The 19,988-nt window shown below is 67.7% G+C and carries 16 protein-coding genes; 12 read left to right on the top strand and 4 right to left on the bottom strand.

The genetic code is table 11. The features are described from left to right. Positions 1-5: 5 nt before the first annotated feature. Positions 6-1,397, bottom strand: coding sequence for an RCC1 domain-containing protein (locus UC32_RS20460; protein WP_161797270.1), 1,392 nt, complete (start codon positions 1,395-1,397; stop codon positions 6-8). A 504-nt stretch (positions 1,398-1,901) separates the two neighbouring features. Here UC32_RS20460 and UC32_RS19185 point away from each other — a divergent pair. From UC32_RS19185 to UC32_RS19170, 4 genes are all read left to right on the top strand, one after another. Beyond that, entirely contained in the window at positions 1,902-2,753 is an 852-nt protein-coding gene (locus UC32_RS19185; protein ID WP_045732770.1) for a class I SAM-dependent methyltransferase, read from the top strand. A 59-nt stretch (positions 2,754-2,812) separates the two neighbouring features. Beyond that, positions 2,813-3,277 carry a hypothetical protein gene (locus tag UC32_RS19180; RefSeq protein WP_045732769.1) on the top strand — a complete coding sequence of 155 codons (465 nt, stop codon included), beginning with the start codon at positions 2,813-2,815 and terminating at the stop codon, positions 3,275-3,277. Positions 3,278-3,339: 62 nt separating this feature from the next. Then, a complete protein-coding gene (locus tag UC32_RS19175; protein WP_045732768.1) occupies positions 3,340-5,685 on the top strand; it encodes a glycosyl hydrolase family 95 catalytic domain-containing protein in 2,346 nt (781 codons plus the stop codon). A gap of 101 nt (positions 5,686-5,786) precedes the next feature. Beyond that, complete coding sequence (locus UC32_RS19170; protein ID WP_045732767.1) at positions 5,787-7,286, top strand: glycoside hydrolase family 43 protein; 1,500 nt, start codon at positions 5,787-5,789, stop codon at positions 7,284-7,286. A 24-nt stretch (positions 7,287-7,310) separates the two neighbouring features. Here the strand turns inward: UC32_RS19170 and UC32_RS19165 are convergent, their stop codons facing one another. Then, positions 7,311-7,790, bottom strand: coding sequence for a CBU_0592 family membrane protein (locus UC32_RS19165; RefSeq protein ID WP_052690618.1), 480 nt, complete (start codon positions 7,788-7,790; stop codon positions 7,311-7,313). A 100-nt stretch (positions 7,791-7,890) separates the two neighbouring features. Here UC32_RS19165 and UC32_RS19160 point away from each other — a divergent pair, with 100 nt between their 5' ends. Then, positions 7,891-8,814: a LysR family transcriptional regulator gene (locus UC32_RS19160; RefSeq protein WP_045732765.1), complete on the top strand. Its 924-nt coding sequence runs from the start codon at positions 7,891-7,893 to the stop codon at positions 8,812-8,814. A gap of 137 nt (positions 8,815-8,951) precedes the next feature. After that, a complete protein-coding gene (locus UC32_RS19155; RefSeq protein ID WP_045732764.1) occupies positions 8,952-10,103 on the top strand; it encodes a cation:proton antiporter in 1,152 nt (383 codons plus the stop codon). Between the two features lie 4 nt (positions 10,104-10,107). Here UC32_RS19155 and UC32_RS19150 read toward each other — a convergent pair whose 3' ends face one another. After that, positions 10,108-10,950, bottom strand: a complete 843-nt coding sequence (locus UC32_RS19150) for an IclR family transcriptional regulator (protein WP_045732763.1) — start codon at positions 10,948-10,950, stop codon at positions 10,108-10,110. 159 nt (positions 10,951-11,109) lie between these two features. Here UC32_RS19150 and UC32_RS19145 point away from each other — a divergent pair, with 159 nt between their 5' ends. The 5 genes from UC32_RS19145 (at position 11,110) to UC32_RS19125 (ending at position 17,681) form a co-directional block, all read left to right on the top strand. Beyond that, entirely contained in the window at positions 11,110-13,842 is a 2,733-nt protein-coding gene (locus UC32_RS19145) for an alpha-L-rhamnosidase (RefSeq protein ID WP_045732762.1), read from the top strand. Continuing rightward, on the top strand, positions 13,839-14,861 hold the full coding sequence (locus tag UC32_RS19140) for an alpha/beta hydrolase (protein WP_045732761.1): 1,023 nt from the start codon (positions 13,839-13,841) through the stop codon (positions 14,859-14,861). Before UC32_RS19145 ends, UC32_RS19140 begins: the two co-directional genes overlap by 4 nt. Further along, positions 14,858-15,820, top strand: coding sequence for an alpha/beta hydrolase (locus UC32_RS19135; protein WP_045732760.1), 963 nt, complete (start codon positions 14,858-14,860; stop codon positions 15,818-15,820). Before UC32_RS19140 ends, UC32_RS19135 begins: the two co-directional genes overlap by 4 nt. Positions 15,821-15,879: 59 nt before the next feature. Further along, positions 15,880-17,169 (top strand): glycoside hydrolase family 26 protein, encoded by a 1,290-nt coding sequence (locus tag UC32_RS19130; RefSeq protein WP_045732759.1) that lies wholly within the window; start codon positions 15,880-15,882, stop codon positions 17,167-17,169. 131 nt (positions 17,170-17,300) lie between these two features. Then, positions 17,301-17,681 (top strand): nuclear transport factor 2 family protein, encoded by a 381-nt coding sequence (locus tag UC32_RS19125; protein WP_152642669.1) that lies wholly within the window; start codon positions 17,301-17,303, stop codon positions 17,679-17,681. 30 nt (positions 17,682-17,711) lie between these two features. Here the strand turns inward: UC32_RS19125 and UC32_RS19120 are convergent, their stop codons facing one another. Then, positions 17,712-18,494: a FadR/GntR family transcriptional regulator gene (locus tag UC32_RS19120; RefSeq protein WP_045732758.1), complete on the bottom strand. Its 783-nt coding sequence runs from the start codon at positions 18,492-18,494 to the stop codon at positions 17,712-17,714. A gap of 138 nt (positions 18,495-18,632) precedes the next feature. On the opposite strand from UC32_RS19120, the gene UC32_RS19115 reads away from it, so the two are divergent. Beyond that, a complete protein-coding gene (locus UC32_RS19115; protein ID WP_045732757.1) occupies positions 18,633-19,928 on the top strand; it encodes an ABC transporter substrate-binding protein in 1,296 nt (431 codons plus the stop codon). The last annotated feature ends 60 nt before the right edge of the window (positions 19,929-19,988 follow it).

Genomic DNA, 19,988 nt, shown 5'->3' with positions numbered 1-19,988 from the left:
GCTGCCTACTCTTGAAAGCCCCTAATCCCAATCAGGCCAGGGACCCGTACCGGGTAAGGGCTGTCGATGATGAGGCCGTTGCCAAGCAAGCCATACCTATTTGATCCCCACGCGCGGACCGTGCCGTCGCCCATGAGTGCGAACGCTGCCGAATGTGCAGCAGCCAAGGATCGTACATCGTGGAGACCCGAGACCTGAACCGGGGCAAGACTCGTGGTCGTTGTCCCGTTGCCCAGTTTTCCAACTGCGCCGTCACCCCAAGCCCTTACTGTCCCATCTGTCAGCAGCGCGTAGATGGTGACCGAGTCGGCTACGACTGTTTGCACACCGTCTAAGCCAGGAATTCGAAGAGGGACATTGCTGTCGGTGGTAGTGCCAAGGCCCAGCCGTCCCGAATCATTCGCTCCCCAGGCACTGACGGTCCCATCTGTGTGAACGGCATAAACGCTGACGCCGTGAGGAGTTAGCGTCTTGACGTCGGTTAATCCCTCCACCTGCACAGGAGTCTGCCTATACGTATTAGTCCCGTCACCCAGTTGTCCATCTGCGTTCCCTCCCCAGGCCCAGACCGTGCCGTTGGATAGCAGCGCGTAGGTGGAAAGGCCGCTCGAAACAACCTTTGTCACGCCAGCTAGGCCAGGGATAGGCACGGGAACATAACTGTTAACTGTTGTGCCAATGCCCAGTTGACCGAAGCCATTGCCTCCCCATGCGCGAACAGTTCCGTCGTCCAGCAAGGCGAACGCGGAGAAGCCGTCGCTCTGCCAGCCATTGGTGGTAATTGAGGTGACGCCACTTAGACCTTCCACTTTGACTGGAACGGCTCTAGACATATGCGTGCCGTCGCCGAGACGACCGTATAGGTTATCCCCCCATGCCCGGGCAGTGCCATCTTCCAAAACCGCATATGCTGCTCCCTCTTCGGCTGTCACAGATTTGACGTTTGAAAGCCCGACGACCTGAACAGGGGTGCTTCGGTCGGTTCCAGTCCCGTCACCTAGTTGGCCACTCTCGTTGTTTCCCCATGCACGGACCGTTCCATCTGCCAGTACTGCGTACCAATGGCTATACAGGCCGGTGAGTTTCACCACCTCTGACAAACCCTGCATCTGAACGGGTAATGAGTCGCCGTTTCTGCCACCTAACATCCATACGGAGCCGGCGGGGTTGCCTGAAAGGTGATAGCCGGAGACGTCGGCGATTAGGTGGGTGGTGCCGGATGAGCGGTTGAAGAGTATGACTTTTCCGTCGGCGCCTACCGGTACCGTTACTGAGTTCGCGACCGTTTGGCCGGTGTCGAAGTTGAGGTTGGAGGCGTCTGGGCGGGTGGTTCCGGAGGGAAATGCGCTGACGAAACCAAAGGACCTGGGGTTGGTCACCGTGAGGTTGAAAGTCACTGCTGATACTGAACGGGGGATTCCTGAGACGCCGCCGACTTGGAACGACACTGTGGAGTCGGGCCCGACGCTTGTCGTGGTGCGGGTATCCAGCATCCGGGTAGGTGCCACAGCTATCATCATCCCGTCATCGACCGGGTAACCAGCGCCGCCGAACACTGCAAACCCTGGGGAATCCGCGGCTGTCGCCCAAGCCGGTGTGGTCGTTGCAAGCCCTGTACATATCAGAGCGAGACCCGCGAGAGCTGCTACCAGTATCCGGACAGCGGAACATCCAGATCCTGCCAACTTGGTACTAACCATGCCAACCCCCCAATAAACTCAGGACGACCATCAGCGACCGCCGTGGGTGACCGAGAATCCCTCTCTGCCTAGGAGAAGGTAGCATGCCGCTCCGAGGCCTTGTGGATACTTCAACCGGGCTTCTAACTACTCCTCGTCAATGACTAATGTCATTCAGTTCATCAAACGACAGCTCGCTGTACAACGATGTAGGCTGCCGGAATGAGCGACAGCCCCATCGCGGTCGACTGGGAGACCGCACGCGCCACCAACCGGGACAACTGGGAAGACCGGGTGCCCCTGCACGAGGAAGCCTACGGACTCGGCGCGCTGGATGATCCCGGCTACCTGACCCCCGTGGTGCGCACGGATCTTGAAGCCCTGGCACCGTACGTTCCGGGCGGGTCTGTCGCCGGCCTGGACGTGTGCCACCTGCAGTGCCACATCGGGACGGACACGGTGTCGCTGGCCCGCGCGGGCGCCCGGGTCACCGGAGTGGACTTCTCGCCGGCCGCCCTCGCTTCCGCTGCCGGCCTGGCGGAAAAGCTGGGCCTGCACGTGGCGTGGGTGGAGGCCGATGTCCTGCAGGCGAGGGCGGCCGTTTCCGGTGACTTCGACGTCGTCTACACAAGCATCGGGACCATCACCTGGCTTCCGGACCTGGCGCAGTGGGCGTCCCAGGTGGCAACGCTCCTCAAACCCGGCGGCACCTTCTACATCCGCGACGGCCACCCTGCCCTCTACGCGGTGGATGAGGACGCCGAGGGGCTGCAGCTCCGCTACCCGTACTTCAACCGCGGCGAAGCGCAGCTGTGGGACGAGGAGTCCACCTATGTGGGCGACGGGAAGGTGGCGCATTCCCGCACCTACCAGTGGGCGCATCCACTGTCCGACATTCTCAACTCCCTCATCGGCGCCGGGCTGCAGATCCTCCGCCTGGACGAGGGCACCACGCTGCCGTGGAAGTTCTCGCCCCGCATGGTTGAGGTGCCGAACGGATACGCGTGGCCGGAAGCCGAACGGGACCTCGTGCCCTGCACCTACACCGTGGTTGCCCGCAAACCACAGGCGTGAATGCGCGGCAGCCTCTGATCTGCAACGATGTGCCACAGGACCACAACCCAGGAGGACCCATGCCGTACACCGTCGACTTCAGGAACGTGTCCACCGTTGGCCTGGAATCGTCACCGGTAGCCGATGCCCTGGCCGGGCTGCGCGCCAACGAGGCACGCTACTACAAGAACAAGTACGACCATGACTTCACCGTCACCCCCGCCGAAGAGGATCCGGAGACGCTCGCGTACATCCACAACATCCTCGCCGCGGAGCGGAACCTGGTGATTTCCTCGAAGCCGCTTGAAGTGTCATCCTTCGAGGTGGACGGGCTGCGGATGGCGTATGTGTTCTACGAGTCCGGGCTGTCCATCAATGTCATGTACGGCATCGAGGAGGGCGGCAAGCGGGCGGTGGGATTCAAGCTGTCCGACGGCATGGAGGTGCCTGAGGAACTGGCATCCAGCTTCAAGTTTGCGCGCCAGAAGTCCAAGCTCGCAGGCACCATCCGGGGCTCCTACTTCGTGATCAAGGGACAGTACTGAGCCGCCAGGCCGCCGCGGGGAATCCGCCGGCCATCAACCTGCCCGGCGCCGATCCCGGCCACGTGCTCTGGTACCGGGCTCCGGCGGAACAGTTCGTTGAATCCCTCCCCGTGGGCAACGGACTCGCCGGCGCCACGCTGAGCGGCCTGGCCGGCGGGGAGCGCCTCCAGGTTAATGAAGGCTCGGCCTGGTCCGGGCCCGCGGACCGGTCCGCACCGCTCCTCAGCCCGGAAGAGGGGACCGCCCGGCTCCAGGCCGTTCGCGAGGCCATCGATGCCGGTGACATCCGCCGGGCCGAAGAACTGCTGATGGCCTTCCAAGGCACGCATTCGCAGGCGTACCTCCCCTTTGCCGTGCTGTCGGTAGAAGCTGAAGGCACCGCTGCTCCGGCAGATGGCCCTGCCCGGTGGCTCGATCTGCGGACCGGTGTGGCCGGGCACCGCTACCTCCTGGACGGTGCCGAGGCGCGCCACCGGACCTTCGCCTCCCACCCCGACGCCGTCATCGTCCACGACATCGCGTTCGGTGCGCCCGCCGACCTGCGGATCGGGATCGCGCCGGACAAAATTACGGCTACGGGCGTGGACGCCGTTACACAGGACTGGGGAACGGAGCTCCGGCTGGGCTTGCTGCTTCCGGTCGACGTTGCGCCGTCCCATGAGCAGGCTGCCCAACCGGTCGTTTACGGCCACCGTTCCCGCGCCGGAGCGGTCCACGCCGGCATTGTCACGGACGGCGACACCGGCTTCGCCCGCGGAAACCTGGGCATCCGGGGCGCCACTTATGTCCGGATCGTCGTGGCAACGGGCACTGTACTCAAACACCCTTCTGCCCGCCACGCCAACACCGCTGACGACGCCGGGGCGCTGGCAAGACTCCTCAGCGGACGGATCGCCGGGGTGCTGGAGGAAGGAGCCTTCGAGCCGGCATTGCAGCGCCACCTCGCCGACCATGCCGGGCTGTACGGCCGGGTATCCCTCGAACTCGGCGGCGGCTCGCCAACCTCCGCAGCGATGCCAACCGATGAACGCATCCGGGGCTTTGAAACGGACAAGTCCGACTCTGCCCTGATGGCACTGCTGTTCCACTACGGCCGTTATCTGCTGATTGCCTCTTCACGGGCAGGCGGGTTCCCGGCCAACCTCCAGGGCATCTGGAACGAAGAGCTTCCGCCGCCCTGGAGCAGCAACTACACCATCAACATCAACACCCAGATGAATTACTGGCCGGCGCTCACCACCAACCTCGCCGAATGCCACGAACCGCTGCTCCGGCTGGTGGACACCCTCGCCCGCACCGGGACCGCCGCGGCAGGCCTGTACGGTGCCCGCGGCTGGGTGGCCCACCACAACACGGACCCTTGGGGCCACCCGTTCGCGGTGGGAGCCGGCAAGGGCAACGCGATGTGGGCCAGTTGGGCGATGGGAGGAACGTGGCTGGTCCAGTCGGCCTGGCAGCATTACGCGTTCACGGGGGACCTGGAACGGCTCGAAAAGTCCTGGCCCGCGCTCGAAGGCGCGTGCCTCTTCGCACTGGACTGGATCACCGGCGAACCAGAGAGCGGAACGCACACGTCGCCGTCCACCTCTCCCGAAAACCGGTTTGTCGCGGACGACGGCGGCCCCGCGGCGGTGGGCAGGTCCGCCACCATGGACGTGTCCCTGCTCAGGGCGCTGTGCGGTTCGGCGCGGCAGGCGGCGGCAGCGCTCGGTGTCCCGGCGCCATGGCTCAATGACCTCACCCGCAAGGTGGCCGCACTGCCGCAGCCGGCCATCGGCGAGCGCGGTGAAGTCCTCGAATGGTCCTACCCTGCCACCGAACACGAGCCGGAACACCGGCACACCTCGCACCTGGCAGGCCTGTTCCCGCTGCAGGACTGGAGCCCGGAGGCTACCCCGGAACTGGCTGCTGCGGCAGCCCGGACACTGGAACTCCGCGGCCCGGAGTCGACGGGCTGGGCCATGGCCTGGCGTCTCGGCCTCTGGGCCCAGCTGGGCGACGCCGGCAAGGCGGAGGAGAGCCTGCACCTCGCCTTGCGCGTGGCCGGGGACGGTCTGGCTGAACGCGGCGGCGTCTACCCCAACCTGTTCACCGCCCACCCGCCTTTCCAGATTGATGCCAACTTCGGAACGACGGCCGGCATCGCAGAAATGCTGGTGCAGAGCGACGCCGCCGCCATCCGGCTCCTCCCGGCACTGCCCGCTTCCTGGGATGAAGGATCGGCCAGGGGGCTGCGCACTGTGGGCGGCGTCGGCGTGGACCTTCGATGGGCCGGCGGGGTCCTCGGGAGCGCCGTGCTCCGTTCGCCCGCCGCCGTGCGGCGGGACATCGTGTGGAACGGGCGGCGCATCAGCGTTGAACTGGCCGGGGGAGAGGGCCTCACGCTCAGCGCTGACAGCTTCCTGTAGCTGCCGGGCCGCCTGCCGGTCCGGGTCCGTTCCAGAAGAATGCCTTCCAAAGGGTGGAACCAGCCAGGCGCTGGTGCGGCCGCGGGCAGCAGGATGGCTGGATGCACACCAACCCCATCCTGTCCGGCTTCAACCCTGACCCCAGCATCGTCAGCACCCCTGACGGCTACTACCTGGCCACTTCGTCCTTTGAATACCTGCCGGGCCTGCCGATTTATTACAGCAAAGACCTAAAGGACTGGGCGCTGGTGGGGCACGTGGCCACCCGCGAGGAGCAGGTCCGGCTCGCCAACGTCCCCACACCCGGAGGGGTCTGGGCGCCAACTCTCCGCTACCGTGACGGCGTCTTCTACCTGATCGTTTCAGTCTTCCTCGGTGGCCGGGGCTGCGTGGTGTTCACGGCCACCGACCCCGCCGGCCCCTGGAGTGACGGCATCACCATCGGGGCAGTGGACGGCATCGACCCGGACCTCGCGTGGGATCAGAACGGCACCGCCTACGTCACCTTCGCCCGCCACCCCGACGCGATCCGGCAGGTGCGCGTGGACCTCGCAACCGGAGAAGCGCTTGAACAGCCCCGCGCACTGTGGCCCGGAAGCGGGCTGTATTCGCCGGAAGGGCCGCACCTTTACCGGCGCGGCGACTGGTGGTACCTGATCGCTGCGGAGGGCGGCACGGACAGGGGCCACGCCGTCACTGTGGCGCGGTCACGCCGCCCGGACGGTCCCTTCGAGTCCGCGCCGCACAACCCCATCCTTACCGCGGCAGGCACCGGATCCCCGGTCCAGAACACCGGGCACGCGGACCTGGTGGAGCTTCCGGACGGCGGCACGGCCATGGTCCTGCTGGGAGTACGTCCAGTGGGGCTCACCCAGGCGTTTTCACCCCTGGGCCGTGAGGCCTTTCTCACCGGTGTGGAGTGGCAGGACGGCTGGCCCCAGGCGTGCCTGCCCGTCATGGGCGGGACCCGGCCGGAACAGGTGGAGTACCACTTCACCCATGGCGAAGGGGCGGACCATCCCGCCTGGATCGGGGTCCGCAGGATGCCCGTGGAGTTCACGGCACCGACGTCGAAGGGCCTTCTGGTCACCGGCGACGGGAGCTCCATGGGTTCGCCCCGGCCCTGTTTCCTCGCCCAGCGCCAGCGCCACCTCCGCATGGAATTCCGGGCCGTGCTCAGCGTCGCCGCGGGCAGCGGGGGCGTGGCTGTGCGGAACGCCGAGGACAACTGGTTCGGCATCGAAGCCAGCCAGGGGCAGGGCCAGGACTGCGACGGCGTCAGGATCACCGCGCGTGCCGTCGTCGCCGGCTTTGACCGCACGTGGGAGGCGACCTTGCCAACCGGGGACGTGGAGCTTGCCATCATAGCCAGCCCGCCGCCGTCGGACTTCAGCGCCGGCGCCGTGGGCGGCGACCGGATCCGACTTACCGCCCGCGCCGCCGGGACTGGCGCGAGCCCGGAGGAGGTGCTGCTGGCCGAGCTCGACGGGCGGCATTGGGCCTTTGAGACCGCCAAGGCATTCACCGGAAGGGCATTCGGCGTCTACGCCGTGGACGGAGAGGTGCTGGTCCGACGGGTGCCCTACCGCGGCGAAGACTGAACGTTCGGCGCAGGAGAGCCTCCGCTAGATGGCGACGGCGCCCTGCCGTACCGGGGCGGCCGGCGCGGTGCAGGCAGCATAGGTCTCAGCCACGTACGGCTCGGCGACGTACGGTTCGGTGGAATAGGCTCTGGCGGCACCGGCTTCAACCGCGCGCGTCTCTATGGGGTGCGGCCCACTGACTCGCGGCTCGATGACGGCGAGCTGACCGGTGGTGTCCGGGACGCCGGGCAGCTGCACCGCGGGGGCCTCGCTGCCGGCAGCGCCGCCGGCCGCACGCATGCGAAATAGCGCCACGGCGGAAATGAGGCACCAGGCAACGTTCGTGGCCACGGACGGCCACGCACCGTGGAAGGCGCCGTTGATGATGAATGCGGACGCGCCCACGAGGTTCGCGGTCTGGAAAGCCTTCCCGGCCTTCAGCCACCCCATGGATACGGTCAGGTATGCGCTGAGGATGGCGACGGCGCCGGCCCAACCGGCAATTTCCCATAGCAGTTCCACGGTGTCCTTTCTGAAATCGTTACCTAACGGCAATTGTCGGGTCCGGAAGAGGTGTAGTTCAATTGCATTCTTCTGAAGACCAGGTTTAGAACGGCTTAACATGAATCTTGATCCGCGCCGACTGCTGGTGCTGCTGGCCGTTGCCCGTACCGGCGGCGTCCTCGCGGCAGCCGATGAGCTCCGGATTACGCCCTCTGCCGTGTCCCAACAGCTGAGCAAACTGGAACACGAAACGGGCCAGGCGCTGGTACTCCGGACGCCGAAGGGATCAGTGCTGACGCCCGCCGGCCTGGCCATGGCAGAGGCGGGAGAAGAAATAGAACGCGCCCTCACCGTTGCCCGGGAGCGGATGGAAAGCGGAGCCAACATCGAAGGGGTGGTGCGCATCGGCGGGTTCACCAGCTTCGTGCGGACAGTGGTGATCCCCAGGCTCCCCGAATGGCGGAACCAGTTCCCCCAGCTGCAGATCCGGATCGTCGAGGACGATTACCCCGCCCTGATGCGCCTGCTCCGCCAGCGGCAGCTCGATGCCGTGGTGGTGGAGCTGGATTCCACCACCGCGGAGCAACGGACACTCGCGGCCGGGATGATCGAGGAGCCGCTCCTGGACGAACCGTGGAAACTGGTGGTCCCCGCCGGCGCGCTGCTCACCACCGAGAACGTGGACCTCGGCCGGCTGCCGCTTCCGTGGCTGGGGGTCGAACAGTCAGCTGCCAACGCCGCTGTGGTGGGACGGCTCCGCCACTCGACCGGAATCTTCAGCGAAACAGTGCACCAGTACCAGGAGACGCTGACGGCTCTCGCGCTCGTCGCTGCGGGCGAAGGGGTGGCGATCGTGCCCACCCTGGCCCTGGCCGGCGTGATCCAGGACGGCGTGGAGGTCCTGGACGTCCCCGGTCTGGGAACCAGGCGCATCGTCCTGCGGCGTTTCGCCGGCCGCAGGCCCACCAGCACCCCGCTGGATACCGTGGCCCGGCTGCTGCGTGAATCAGCGGCCGCCTTCGATACCCGCTCCGCCTCCTGACCAGCTCCCGGTAGCCACGCCGTTGACCGCCTGCAACGGCGTGGTTATGGTGGGCGCACCATCCGTCCTCGACGCTTCCAGGCCGCCGGAGGCTGGAACGGATGGCGGCCCGGGCTCGCCGGCGGAAGGAGGGCTGTGTGTCGTTCTTCCAGCTGTCGCTGATCGCCGCCGTCGCGCTCCTCGGACCCCTGCTGGCGTCCCCTCGGAAATGGCACCTGCCCATGGTGCTGGGGCAGCTGCTGGCCGGCATCGCCATCGGGCGCACGGGCCTGGGCCTGGTGGACTCCTCCGACCCGACGTTCACGTTTGTGGCGGATGTGGGGTTCGCCCTCATCATGTTCGTTGCGGGAACGCACGTGCCGGTCCGGGACCGGGCCATCCGCCCTGCCCTGGCCGGCGGCGCGCTCCGGGCAGCCGCCGCCGCGGCGCTCGCGGCCGGAGTCGGAACCGCCATTGCCTTCGCCTTCGGCACCGGACATGCCCCGCTCTACATCGTCCTGCTGGCGTCGTCCTCGGCAGCCCTGGTCCTGCCGATCATTGATTCCCTGCGGTTGGCCGGCCCAAAGGTCCTCACCACCACGGCACAGGTTGCCGTGGCGGACATCGCCTGCATCGTGGCGCTGCCACTCGCCGTGGACCCGCCGAATGCTGCGCGGGCTGCGGTGGGGGCGGCCGCCGTCGCAGCCTGTTCGGTGGCGTTGTTCTTCGTGCTTCGCTGGCTGGAGCTCAGCGGCACCCGCGGGCGGGTGCATGACGTGTCAGAGGACCGGAAGTTCGCCCTGGAACTCCGGATCCAGCTGGCCCTGCTCTTCGCCCTCTCCGGCCTGGCCGTGGCAGGGCACGTGTCCGTGATGCTGGCCGGATTCTCGTTCGGGCTGGTGGTGGCGGCCGTGGGAGAACCCCGGCGGCTGGCGCACCAGCTCTTCGCCGTCAGCGACGGTTTCCTGGGGCCTGTGTTCTTCGTCTGGCTGGGCGCATCGCTGGACCTGCGGGCCCTCGCCGGCAACCCCGGCATGGTGCTCCTGGGGCTCTGCCTCGGAGCAGGAACCCTACTGGTCCACGGCAGCCTGCGCCTGCTCGGCCAGCCGCTGCCGCTCGCGGTGCTTTCGGCATCCCAGCTGGGCGTGCCGGTTGCTGCCGCAGCCATCGGCACGCAACTGGACCTGCTGGAGCCGGGCGAAGCCTCGGCGTTGATCCTGGGCGCCATCATCACCATCGGCGCCAGCGCAGCCGCAGGTTCCCGGGCCGCCCGGACGTTTGCACGGAACGCCCCGGCCGCCGCGGGGTAGGCGGCTACCCCCGCGAATGGGTCCGGACGTCCGCGCTGACAGTGGCCTGGTGCCCCAGGTTCCTGGACACGGCGCGGGCGGCGGCGCGGACCGCCGGCGCCAGCACGTTCGGTGGCGTGGAGCCGTCCGGAACCACGATGGACAGGGCGGCCACCACCGAACCCTGCGCATCGAAGACCGGCGATGCAACGGACACGGTCATCGACGGGTGGCTGCGCCGGATCATGGCAATCCCGGTGCGGCGCACATCGGAGAGGGTCCGCCTTAGCTGCCCCTCGGGCATCTCGGCCACCCCCGGTTCCTTTTCCGGAGGTTTGGCCATGATGGTTTCCTGGAACTGCTGGTCCGCGCCCGCCAGCAGCACCAGCCCCACGGCGGTGGACCGCAGCGGCGCCCGGCCTCCCACGCGGTACGCCACCTCGGTGGCGTCCTTGGACGAGAGCCGCTCGATCAGCACAGCCTGCTCGTTGTCCCGCACGGCCAGCAGGACGTGGTGGCGGGTCACCTCAAAGAGGTCCTCAAGGTACGGGAGGGCGATTTCGCGCACGCCGTGCCCGCGCGGCGACAGGGATGCCACTTCCCAGAGCCTGACGCCCACAACGTACCGGCCGTCGTCGAGCCGTTCCAGGGCACCCCAGGCCACCAGCCGGGAGATCAGGCGCAGAGCCGTGGGTGCGGGCATGTCCGCGTGGCGGGCGAGCTCCGAGAGGGTCAGCGCCCGGCGGCGGTCCGAGAATACGGCCAGCAGGCTCAGCGCCCGGTCAATGACGGGTTCGCCCTGCTTGGGCCGCTTGCCGCGGGCAGGGGCGGCGGCGTCGGGGGTATCCGTGTCCGGAGTGGGGTTCATGGCAGTGGTTCCTAGCGCCGTTGGCAGAGCTGACGGCCCACAGCGGCACCGTGAGCTGAACCACAATACTATTCCAACCATTGAAAGCCGCCTGTGCGGGCAGGGCGCAGCCGACGAAGCTTGAAGTCCCAGCACCACCACCTCCAGGAGTCCTGCCGCATGACCGCCCCCACCCGGCTCCGGGCCGAACACCTGCGCGAAGCCATGGGCCTGGCCGTCCGCGAACCCCGCCTCAGCTGGACGCCGCCCGTGGCAACCGCCGGTCAAACCGCGTACCGGATCACGGCGGACAACGGCTGGGACACCGGACGGATCGCCTCCGGGGAGTCCAGCGGCATCACCTACGGCGGCCCTGCGCTGGATTCCCGCAGCCGGTTCGAGTGGAGGGTGCGCACCTGGAACATCTCCGCCCACGGTACGGAAACAGCCAGCGACTGGTCCCGGCCCATGTCCGTCGAGCTGGGCCTCCTGCAGCCTTCGGACTGGACGGCGCAGTGGATCGGCCCCGGCGAAGAGTCGGTGAACCCACCCGGCAAGCGCCCGGGCTACGCCCTCACCAGGACCTTCACGCTGCCGGCGGCGCCGGACAGGGCACGCGCCTACGCCACCGCCCACGGCATCTACGAACTCTTCATTAACGGCCGGCGCGTCGGCGACCAGCAGCTCACTCCCGGATCCACCAGCTACAACACCACCCTCCAGGTCCAGGCCTACGACGTCACCGCCCTGCTCACCGCGGGCCCCAACACCATCCGTGCAGTCCTCACCGACGGCTGGTACCGCGGCAATTTCGGGTACACGCGCGACGCCGACATGTACGGCACGTACACCGCCTTCCTTGCCCAGCTCGAGCTGGAGTCCGGGGCAGGGCGGCAGGTCATCGGCACCGACGCATCGTGGCTGGTGTCCGCCACGGAGGTCATCAGCGCGGACCTCATGGCGGGGCAACGGGTTGATTTCCGGGTGGACGACGCCGGGAGCGCGCCGTCCGCCGGCAGGGCACCCGGGGTGCGGGCCGCCGTCGTCCGTCCCGGCAGCTTCGGCGCACTCACCGGGCCCCTCGCCCCGCCCACCCGCGTGACGGCGGAGCTGGCGCCGGTATCCATCACGCGGCTGCCCAACGGACACCAGGTGGTGGACTTCGGCCAGAACATCCACGGCTGGGTCCGCCTGGCCGCACTCGGCGGGCCGGGCGAAACCGTCACCCTCGAATACGGCGAAGCGCTCGGCCCGGACGGCGATGTCACCCGGGACCACCTGCGCCCGCACGATTTCCGCGTTCCCGGAGCCTTCCTGGACGCCGGACAGGTGGACACCGTGACAGCCTCCGGCGCCGCAGGCGAAGTCTTTGAGCCCCGGCACACCACCCACGGCTTCCAGTACGTCTCGGTCCAGGGCCTCGCCGCGGACCTACACCCTGGAGACATTACTGCCTGCCTGGTCCGGACCGACCTGGAACGCATCGGCAGCTTCCACTGCAGCGACGAACGGCTGAACAAACTCCACAAGATTGTGGAGTGGAGCTTCCTGGGTAACTCCTGCGAGGTCCCCACCGACTGCCCGCAGCGTGAGAAGGCCGGCTGGACCGGCGACTGGCAGCTGTTCGTCCCCACCGCCGCGTACCTGTACGACGTCACCGGCTTCACCCGCAAGTGGCTGCGCGACGTCCGCGCCGACCAGTGGGACAACGGCGTGGTCGCCAACATCTCACCGTCGCCGGGACCGGCCATTACGTCCGCCGAATTCATGGGCTTCACCAACGGCTCCTCCGGCTGGGGCGACGCGATCGTCATGGTGCCCTGGGAAACCTACCTGGCCACCGGGGACGCCTCGATCCTCGCCGAAAACTGGGAGGCCATGCAGCGCTGGCTGGGCTTCGTCCGGACCACCGCCGCAACGCAACGGCACGCCGGCCGCGCAGCCGCCAGCCCCGTCCCTGCCGCCCACGAGAAATTCCTCTGGGACACCGGCTTCCACTTCGGCGAATGGATGGAACCGGACGGCCCCGGGCCGGACCTGTTCGCCGCCCGGACCGCGGACAACGGCATCGTGGCCACCGCCTACTACCGGCACACCACGGACCTGATGGCCCGCATTGCCCGGGTGCTGGGGTTGGCGGACGAAGCCGCTGACCTCGCGGAACTCTCGGACGCCATCCGGGACGCCTGGGCCACGGAATACCTGGACGGGACCGGCCGGGTCACCGTAGCCAGCCAGGCCAACTGCGTCCGGGCACTGGCGTTTCAGCTGGTCGGCCCGGAACATCGCGCCACCGTCACCGCGCAGTTGGTTGAACTGATCCGCGACGCCGGCACCCACCTGGGCACCGGCTTCCTGGCCACTCCTTACCTGCTCCCGGTCCTGGCCGACAACGGCCAGCCGGGACTCGCCTGTGAACTGCTGATGCAGGACTCGGAACCGTCCTGGTTGGCCATGGTGGATCGCGGCGCCACCACTGTCTGGGAACTGTGGAATGGCATCGACGCCGGCGGCGCGCCGCACCAGTCGCTGAACCACTACAGCAAGGGCGCCGTGATCTCCTTCCTGCACCGCTACACGGCCGGGCTCCGGCAGGCGCCCGGCAGCGCCGGCTGGAACCGTGTCATCATCGAACCCCGCCCCGGCGCCGGCATCACCTCCGCCGCCACCTCCCACCACGGACCGCACGGCCTGATCGCCGTCGCCTGGACCCTCACCACGGGCGATTCGGGGCCGGACGGATTGACGGACGACGGCGTGCTGACGCTCACCGCGGACATCCCCTCCGGCACCACCGCCGAGGTGCTGCTGCCCGGGAAACCGACCGTCGTCGTGGGACCCGGACACCATACTTTCCCCGCCGCCACCGGCGGGGACACCGCACACCCCGAGTTGATGAGGAGCACACTATGACAGTGGACGAAGCTGCCGACGTACTTGATCCTTCCCGCCCTGACGTCTCCCTCCCCGACGTTTCCCGGCCTGATGTTTCCCGTCCGGGAGGGCGGGACGTCCCGCCGTTCCCGGTCTATGACGCACCCGGTACCCCGGACCCCGTCTCGGAGGTGTCGTCAGTGCACCGTGAGGTCACCTATGCGCGCGCCATCGGTTTCCGTCCCCTGAAGATGGACATCTGGCTGCCACGCCAGGCAACCGGCCCTGCGCCGCTGGTGCTGTGGGTGCACGGCGGCGCCTTCCAGCTGGGGGACCGGCGTGAACTGCCGCCCACATTCGCGCCGGATTCGGTCTTCAGGCTCCTGAACGAGGCCGGAATCGCCTGCGCCACCGCGGACTACCGGCACTCACTGGAGGCGCCGTTCCCGGCCCAGCTCCACGACCTCAAGGCCGCGCTGCGCTACCTCCGCGAATTTGCGGTCCCCCTGAATATCGATCCGGACAGGTTCGGCGCCTGGGGCGAGTCCGCCGGCGGACACCTGGTGGCGCTGCTGGGGCTCACCGGCAACCGCCCGGACCTGGATGGCGGCCTCGGTGCGCAGGGGCACTCCGCGGGCGTCAGCGCCGTCGTCGACTTCTACGGCGTGTCCTCCCTGGCGGACATCCCGCCCATGCAGCGCCCGGAGGGCCTGTTCCCACCCGCGCTTACCGCGGCGGTTCCGGCCGGCATGACGCTGCAGCCGGAACACATGCTGGTGGGCGGCTCGGACGCCCCGGACCTGCTGGCAGCGGCCAGCCCCGTCAGCTACGTGACCGGCGACGCCCCGCCTTTCCTACTGATCCACGGCGACAGCGATGGGCTGGTTCCGCACTCCCAGACGGACCTGCTGGCTGCCGCGCTCGCGGCAGCCGGCGTGGAACATCAGGTGGTCACCGTCAGCGGCGGCGACCACTGCTTCTTCGGCGCCGAAGACCAGATGGACTCCATCCTGGACCTCGCCGTCAGCTACTTCTCCCGGAAGCTGGGAACACCATGACGCCACGCGAAACAGCCCAGCAGGCAGCCCGGCAACTGCCCGGAGCCCCGGCCGCCGGGTTTGCCGAATACCTTGCCTCGCCGGAAGGCCCCAGGTTCCTGAACCCCGACGCCGAACGGTCACCGGGGCCCAACGTTCCCATCCGCACGGTGACCGCCGACGGGCGGCACGGCCCGGTGGCCATCCGGATCTACGGTGAAGCCACCGGGACTGACACCCCGGCCCTGGTGTGGCTGCACGGCGGCGGCTTCGTCAGCGGCAGTGTGGACATCCCCGAATCGGACTACCTGGCCCGCGTGCTGGCCGATGGGGGCACGCCGGTGCTGTCCGTGGACTACCGGCTGGCGCGCGACGGCGTGTCCTACCCCATTCCGCATGATGATGCCCTGGCAGGCTGGTTCTGGGCCCGGAAGAATGCCACCTCGCTGGGCCTGGATCCGGACCTGCTGTGCCTGGGCGGCGCCGGCGCAGGCGGCAACCTGGCCGTAGGCGCCGCGCTGTACCTGATCGATGCCGGCAAGCCGCTGCCCGCCAAGCTCCTCCTGGCCTATCCCTTCCTGCACGCCGAACTCCCGCCGCCGGCAGCCGGGGTGGACGAGGAGGTCATGGCGGGCCTGCCCCGGCACCTGCGCTTCACCCTGGAAGACTGTATCCGGACAGCGGAGAACTACGTGGGCGGGCCGGTCAGCATGGCACCGTCCTACGCGATGCCCGGATACGCGGACCCTGCGGGGCTCCCGCCGACGGCCCTTCTCGCCTGCGAGTACGACGACGCCCGCGGCTCCGCGGAGCTCTTCTCCGCCAGCCTGGAGCAAGCCAAAGTCCCGGTCACCTACTTCCTCGCCGAGGGCGGGGTGCACGGGCACCTGAACCACACGGCCGGGCTCCCCGAAGGCAAGGCCGCACTGGATTTCCTGGCGGGGGAACTCCGGTCCGCGGGGAGCGGTAGGCAGCCTTAGCCTTTCCCCGCGCTGACCGTAGGATGGAACAAAACCGCAGGCCAGCAGGGAGTTCCGCCATGTCCGACCATCCGCCTACCGAGCGGGAAAGCACCCGGAGCCGTGTGTTCTTCAGCCGTGCCAGGGACTGGGCGCTCCCCGTGGCGGTGGTGCTCGCAGCTGCAGGCATCGGCGTGGCCGGCATCTCCAGCGGGCTGGCCAGCCGGGACCGTGCAGCCGGGGAAACGCCGGCAACCGCTGCAACCTCCGCCGCCCCGGCGGACCTTCCCTCCTGCCCGGTGGCGGACGGGAAAGCCCTGGCCCCGGCGTCGGGCGTCCTCTTCGGCATCAACTCGGACCTGGACACCAAACCGCTCTCCACCTACGCGGCGGAACTTGGCCACAAACCGGCCGTGGCCGTGTCCTACGTCGACTTTCCCTACGGCGACCAGGACCGGGACCGGCTCAAGGACACCGCCGCGAAGGTCCGGGCCGACGGGCGGATCCTGCTGCTCACCCTCGAACCGAAACAGGACCTCGGATCCGTCACGCCGGAGGTTGCCGCCACGCTGGCACAGGACCTTGCCCGCATCAACGCCGACGGTGTTCCCGTGATTGTCCGCTTCGGGCACGAGATGAACGGCTTCTGGTTCCCCTGGGCGCAGCAGCCGCTCGAATACAAAGCAGCCTTCACCCGGGTGGCGGACGCCGTTCACGCCGGGGCCCCGGGTTCAGCCATGATGTGGGCGCCGTCCTACGCCGGCGGGTACGCCTACCCGGGCCGGCAGTACGGAGTCGAAGCGGGCTCGCCGGACTTCGCCGCCCTGGATACGAACAACGATGGTGCACTCAACACCGCGGACGACCCCTATGCCCCGTACTACCCGGGCGATGACGCGGTGGACTGGGTGGGCCTGTCCCTGTTTCATTGGGGCTCCACGTACCCGTGGGGCGAGAACGAGGTGCCCGAACCGGGCAAGTTCGCAGGGCAGCTCACCGGCAACTACAACGGCGCCAATGGAGACGAGCGTTCCCTTCCGGACTTCTACGCTGAGTACGCCGTGAACCGCAACAAGCCGCTGGCCATCCCGGGAACGGCCGCCCTCTACAACCCTGGTGCCGGCGGTGCCGCCGAAGCCGAGGTCAAACAGGCCTGGTGGGGGCAGGTCTTCAGCCCGCAAACCCGCGAACAGTTCCCGCAGCTGAAGATGCTCAACTGGTTCGAATGGGACAAGGACGAGGCTGAGGTGGGCAGCCGGATCGACTGGACCGTTACCAGCACCCCGGCCATCCGGGACTCCTTCGCTGCCGCCCTGCCGGGCTGGCTGGAATACGGCGGCGGCACCGGCTGCGGCAGCGGCGGGTCCTAGGAACGTCAGCCGCCCACGGTGCGTCCCGCCGTCGTCCGTTGGCCCGTTGCCCTGCCGGCAGGACAGGCCTAGCATGTGCGCACAATCCACTGCGAAAGTGGACGGCCTGCAGGGAAAGGACGGGGCAAGCCATGGATGGGACGGGCAGCAACGAGAAGGTGGTGCAACGGCTGATCCAGTGCATCAACGACAGGGATATCGGGGTCATGGACGAACTGTTCCACGACGACGCGGTCATGCACTGGCCCCAGTCCGGCGAATACGTCCGCGGCGCGGAGAACCGGCGCGGCATCTACAACTCCTTTCCCCAGCTGCCCACCATCACGCCGCGGCGGCTGACCAGCGGCGGCAACCTGGTAGTTGCCGAGGCATCCCTGGACTACGGCGGCCCCGTCTACGAAACGGTGTTCATCTTCGAGTTCCGGGACGGCAGGATTGCCACGGAGACCGCCTACTGGAGCGAGGCGTTCCAGGCTCCCGAATGGCGGTCACGGTGGGTGGAGATCGGCTAGGCCTGCATGGCACGCAGCCCGTTATAGTCGTCAGGCGTTAGGCGCTGCACCGCCGACGCCGTCCAGGGCCGCCGGGCCGCCGTCGGCTTCGTGGCTGCTGGACCAGATGTGGCGCATTTCCTCGCTGGACTGTTCCACGATCCTGCTCATGGCAGCGTGGGCGGCAGCCGTTTCGCCGCGCTGGATGGCGCTCGCAACGTCCACGTGCAGCTGCAAAGCTTCGTGGTTGGGCAGGTTCGGCATGAGCCCGTGGGCGCTCCGGCCGGTCAGCACCTCGGCCACGAGGTTGTGCAACTGGGAAAACATCAGGTTGCCGGAGGCCTGGAGGACGGCCGCATGGAACTCGATATCGAGCCGAAGGAATTCCTCCTGGTCACCGCGCTGCCCGGCAGCCCACAGCCGCGCGGCCTGCGACACCAGGTCAGAGCCCGCGTCCCAGGAGGCGCGCTCCGCGGCCAGCCTGGCGGCCTGCGGTTCGATGGCCCCGCGCAGCTCGTTCAATGCCTGCAGCTGTTCCAGCCGTTTCGCCGAGGCAAGGCGCCAGCGGATCACCTGCGGATCGTACAGGTTCCAGGATTCTTCGGGCTGGACCACTGTGCCCAGGCGGCGCCGCGATTCCAGCATTCCCTTGGAGGAGAGGACCCGGCTCGCTTCCCGGATGACGGATCGGGAGACGCCGTGCTGCGCTTCGAGTTCGTCCAGCCGAAGGATGGAATGTGCCGCTAAGGTCCCCTCTGCGATGGCGAGGCCCAGCTTCTCAACCAGCGCGTTGTGCAGGTCGAAAGGGGATGCCGCCGCCCTGGGGGAAATCATGAATAGATCATACTGAGACCCGGCAAACCCTTGTATATGTCTGCCTTATTTGCTTAGGATGCCTGTCTAGGGCAGATGTAAAGACGCGTCTGCAAGCGGCTCCGCGGCGGACGCGGGCCCTGAAACAAGGGAGTCGTAATGAAGCGACGTTCAATTGTGAAGTACGCGGCGGTGGCTGCGGCGTTGTCGCTGGGGCTCACTGCCTGCAGCGGCGGCGGGGGCGGCAGCGAAGATGCCAAGCAGGCCGGCACTGTCCGGGTAACCCTCGCCAACCATGTCTGGACAGAGGGCATCAAGGCAGCGATCCCCGAATTCGAGCAGTCCAGTGGCCTCAAGGTGGAGCTCACCCAGTTGGGCGAGGACCAGCTTTCAGACCAGTACAACGTCAAGCTCAACGCAGGCAGCGACGAGATCGACGTGATGATGTACCGCCCACTCCAGGAAGGCAAGGCATTCGCCAAGAATGGCTACTTGGCGGACCTGACCAGCAACGTTTCCTCCGATTCCAACTGGGACTGGAAGGACTACCAGGAGGGCCCCGTAAAGGCCACCACGGTGGACGGCAAGGTGGTTGGCGTCCCGATCATCACCGAACGCGAGGTGCTCTACTACCGCAAGGACCTGCTCCAGGCCGCTGGACTGCAGGTTCCGAAGACCATGGAGGAGTTGGAAGCCGCAGCGAAAGCCATCAAGGAGTCCTCCCCGGACACTGCAGGTTTCGTGGCCCGTACCGGTAAGTCCGCAGCCGTCACGCAGTTCTCCAGCTTCCTCTACAGCTTCGGTGGCGACTTCACCGATTCCAGCGGAAAGTCGGCAGTGAACTCGGACGCCGCGAAGAAGGCCTACGCGTTCTACGGCGGCCTGATCAAGAACTACGGCCCCGCCAACGTCAGCACCGACATGAGCTGGCCCGAGGCCATGGCCATCTTCACCCAAGGCAAGGCCGCTTTCTACACTGAGGCCGACTCGCTCTACAAGAACGCCACGGACCCGGCCAAGTCCAAGGTTGCAGACAACGTCGGGTTCGCCGCACTTCCTGCGGGGCCTGCCGGTTCCAAGCCTTACAACATCCCGTCCTGGGCCCTTGGCGTGAACCAGAACACCAGCAACCAGGACAACGCCTGGAAGTTCATCCAGTGGGCCACCAGCAAGGAACGCACCCTCGCCGCGCAGAAGGCCGGCGTGCCGGGCCCGCGTGCCTCCGTCTGGGCCAACTCTGAAGGAACATCCACCTACCCGAAGGACCTTGCGGACGCCATCGCCACCAGCGCCGAAAACGGCGTGGGCCACGACCGCCCAGAGGTGGTAACCGTGGGCAAGGCACGCGAAATCGTTGGTGAACCGATCGTCGCCAGCATCACCGGCGCAGACGCCTCGGCGGCTGCAGACTCCGCGCACGAGGCCTTCCAGAAGTTCCTGGACGGCGAGAAGTAGCAGCCCAACGGGGGCAGCGGGGGCGGTCCGCCGCCGCTGCCCCACAAGGCCCGCGGCGGG

This window comes from Pseudarthrobacter chlorophenolicus, assembly GCF_000962805.1.
GTDB classification, from domain to species: domain Bacteria; phylum Actinomycetota; class Actinomycetes; order Actinomycetales; family Micrococcaceae; genus Arthrobacter; species Arthrobacter chlorophenolicus_A.
Note: the sequence above shows the minus strand (reverse complement) of the source record. Positions and strands in the feature narration are given on the sequence as shown.

Excerpts from the sequence above, each read along its gene's own strand:
- UC32_RS19185 (WP_045732770.1), top strand. The coding sequence starts at position 1,902 with ATGAGCGACAGCCCCATCGCGGTCGACTGGGAGACCGCACGCGCCACC.
- UC32_RS19180 (WP_045732769.1), top strand. The coding sequence starts at position 2,813 with ATGCCGTACACCGTCGACTTCAGGAACGTGTCCACCGTTGGCCTGGAA.
- UC32_RS19170 (WP_045732767.1), top strand. The coding sequence starts at position 5,787 with ATGCACACCAACCCCATCCTGTCCGGCTTCAACCCTGACCCCAGCATC.
- UC32_RS19160 (WP_045732765.1), top strand. The coding sequence starts at position 7,891 with ATGAATCTTGATCCGCGCCGACTGCTGGTGCTGCTGGCCGTTGCCCGT.
- UC32_RS19150 (WP_045732763.1), bottom strand. The coding sequence starts at position 10,950 with ATGAACCCCACTCCGGACACGGATACCCCCGACGCCGCCGCCCCTGCC.
- UC32_RS19145 (WP_045732762.1), top strand. The coding sequence starts at position 11,110 with ATGACCGCCCCCACCCGGCTCCGGGCCGAACACCTGCGCGAAGCCATG.
- UC32_RS19140 (WP_045732761.1), top strand. The coding sequence starts at position 13,839 with ATGACAGTGGACGAAGCTGCCGACGTACTTGATCCTTCCCGCCCTGAC.
- UC32_RS19135 (WP_045732760.1), top strand. The coding sequence starts at position 14,858 with ATGACGCCACGCGAAACAGCCCAGCAGGCAGCCCGGCAACTGCCCGGA.
- UC32_RS19130 (WP_045732759.1), top strand. The coding sequence starts at position 15,880 with ATGTCCGACCATCCGCCTACCGAGCGGGAAAGCACCCGGAGCCGTGTG.
- UC32_RS19125 (WP_152642669.1), top strand. The coding sequence starts at position 17,301 with ATGGATGGGACGGGCAGCAACGAGAAGGTGGTGCAACGGCTGATCCAG.
- UC32_RS19120 (WP_045732758.1), bottom strand. The coding sequence starts at position 18,494 with ATGATTTCCCCCAGGGCGGCGGCATCCCCTTTCGACCTGCACAACGCG.
- UC32_RS19115 (WP_045732757.1), top strand. The coding sequence starts at position 18,633 with ATGAAGCGACGTTCAATTGTGAAGTACGCGGCGGTGGCTGCGGCGTTG.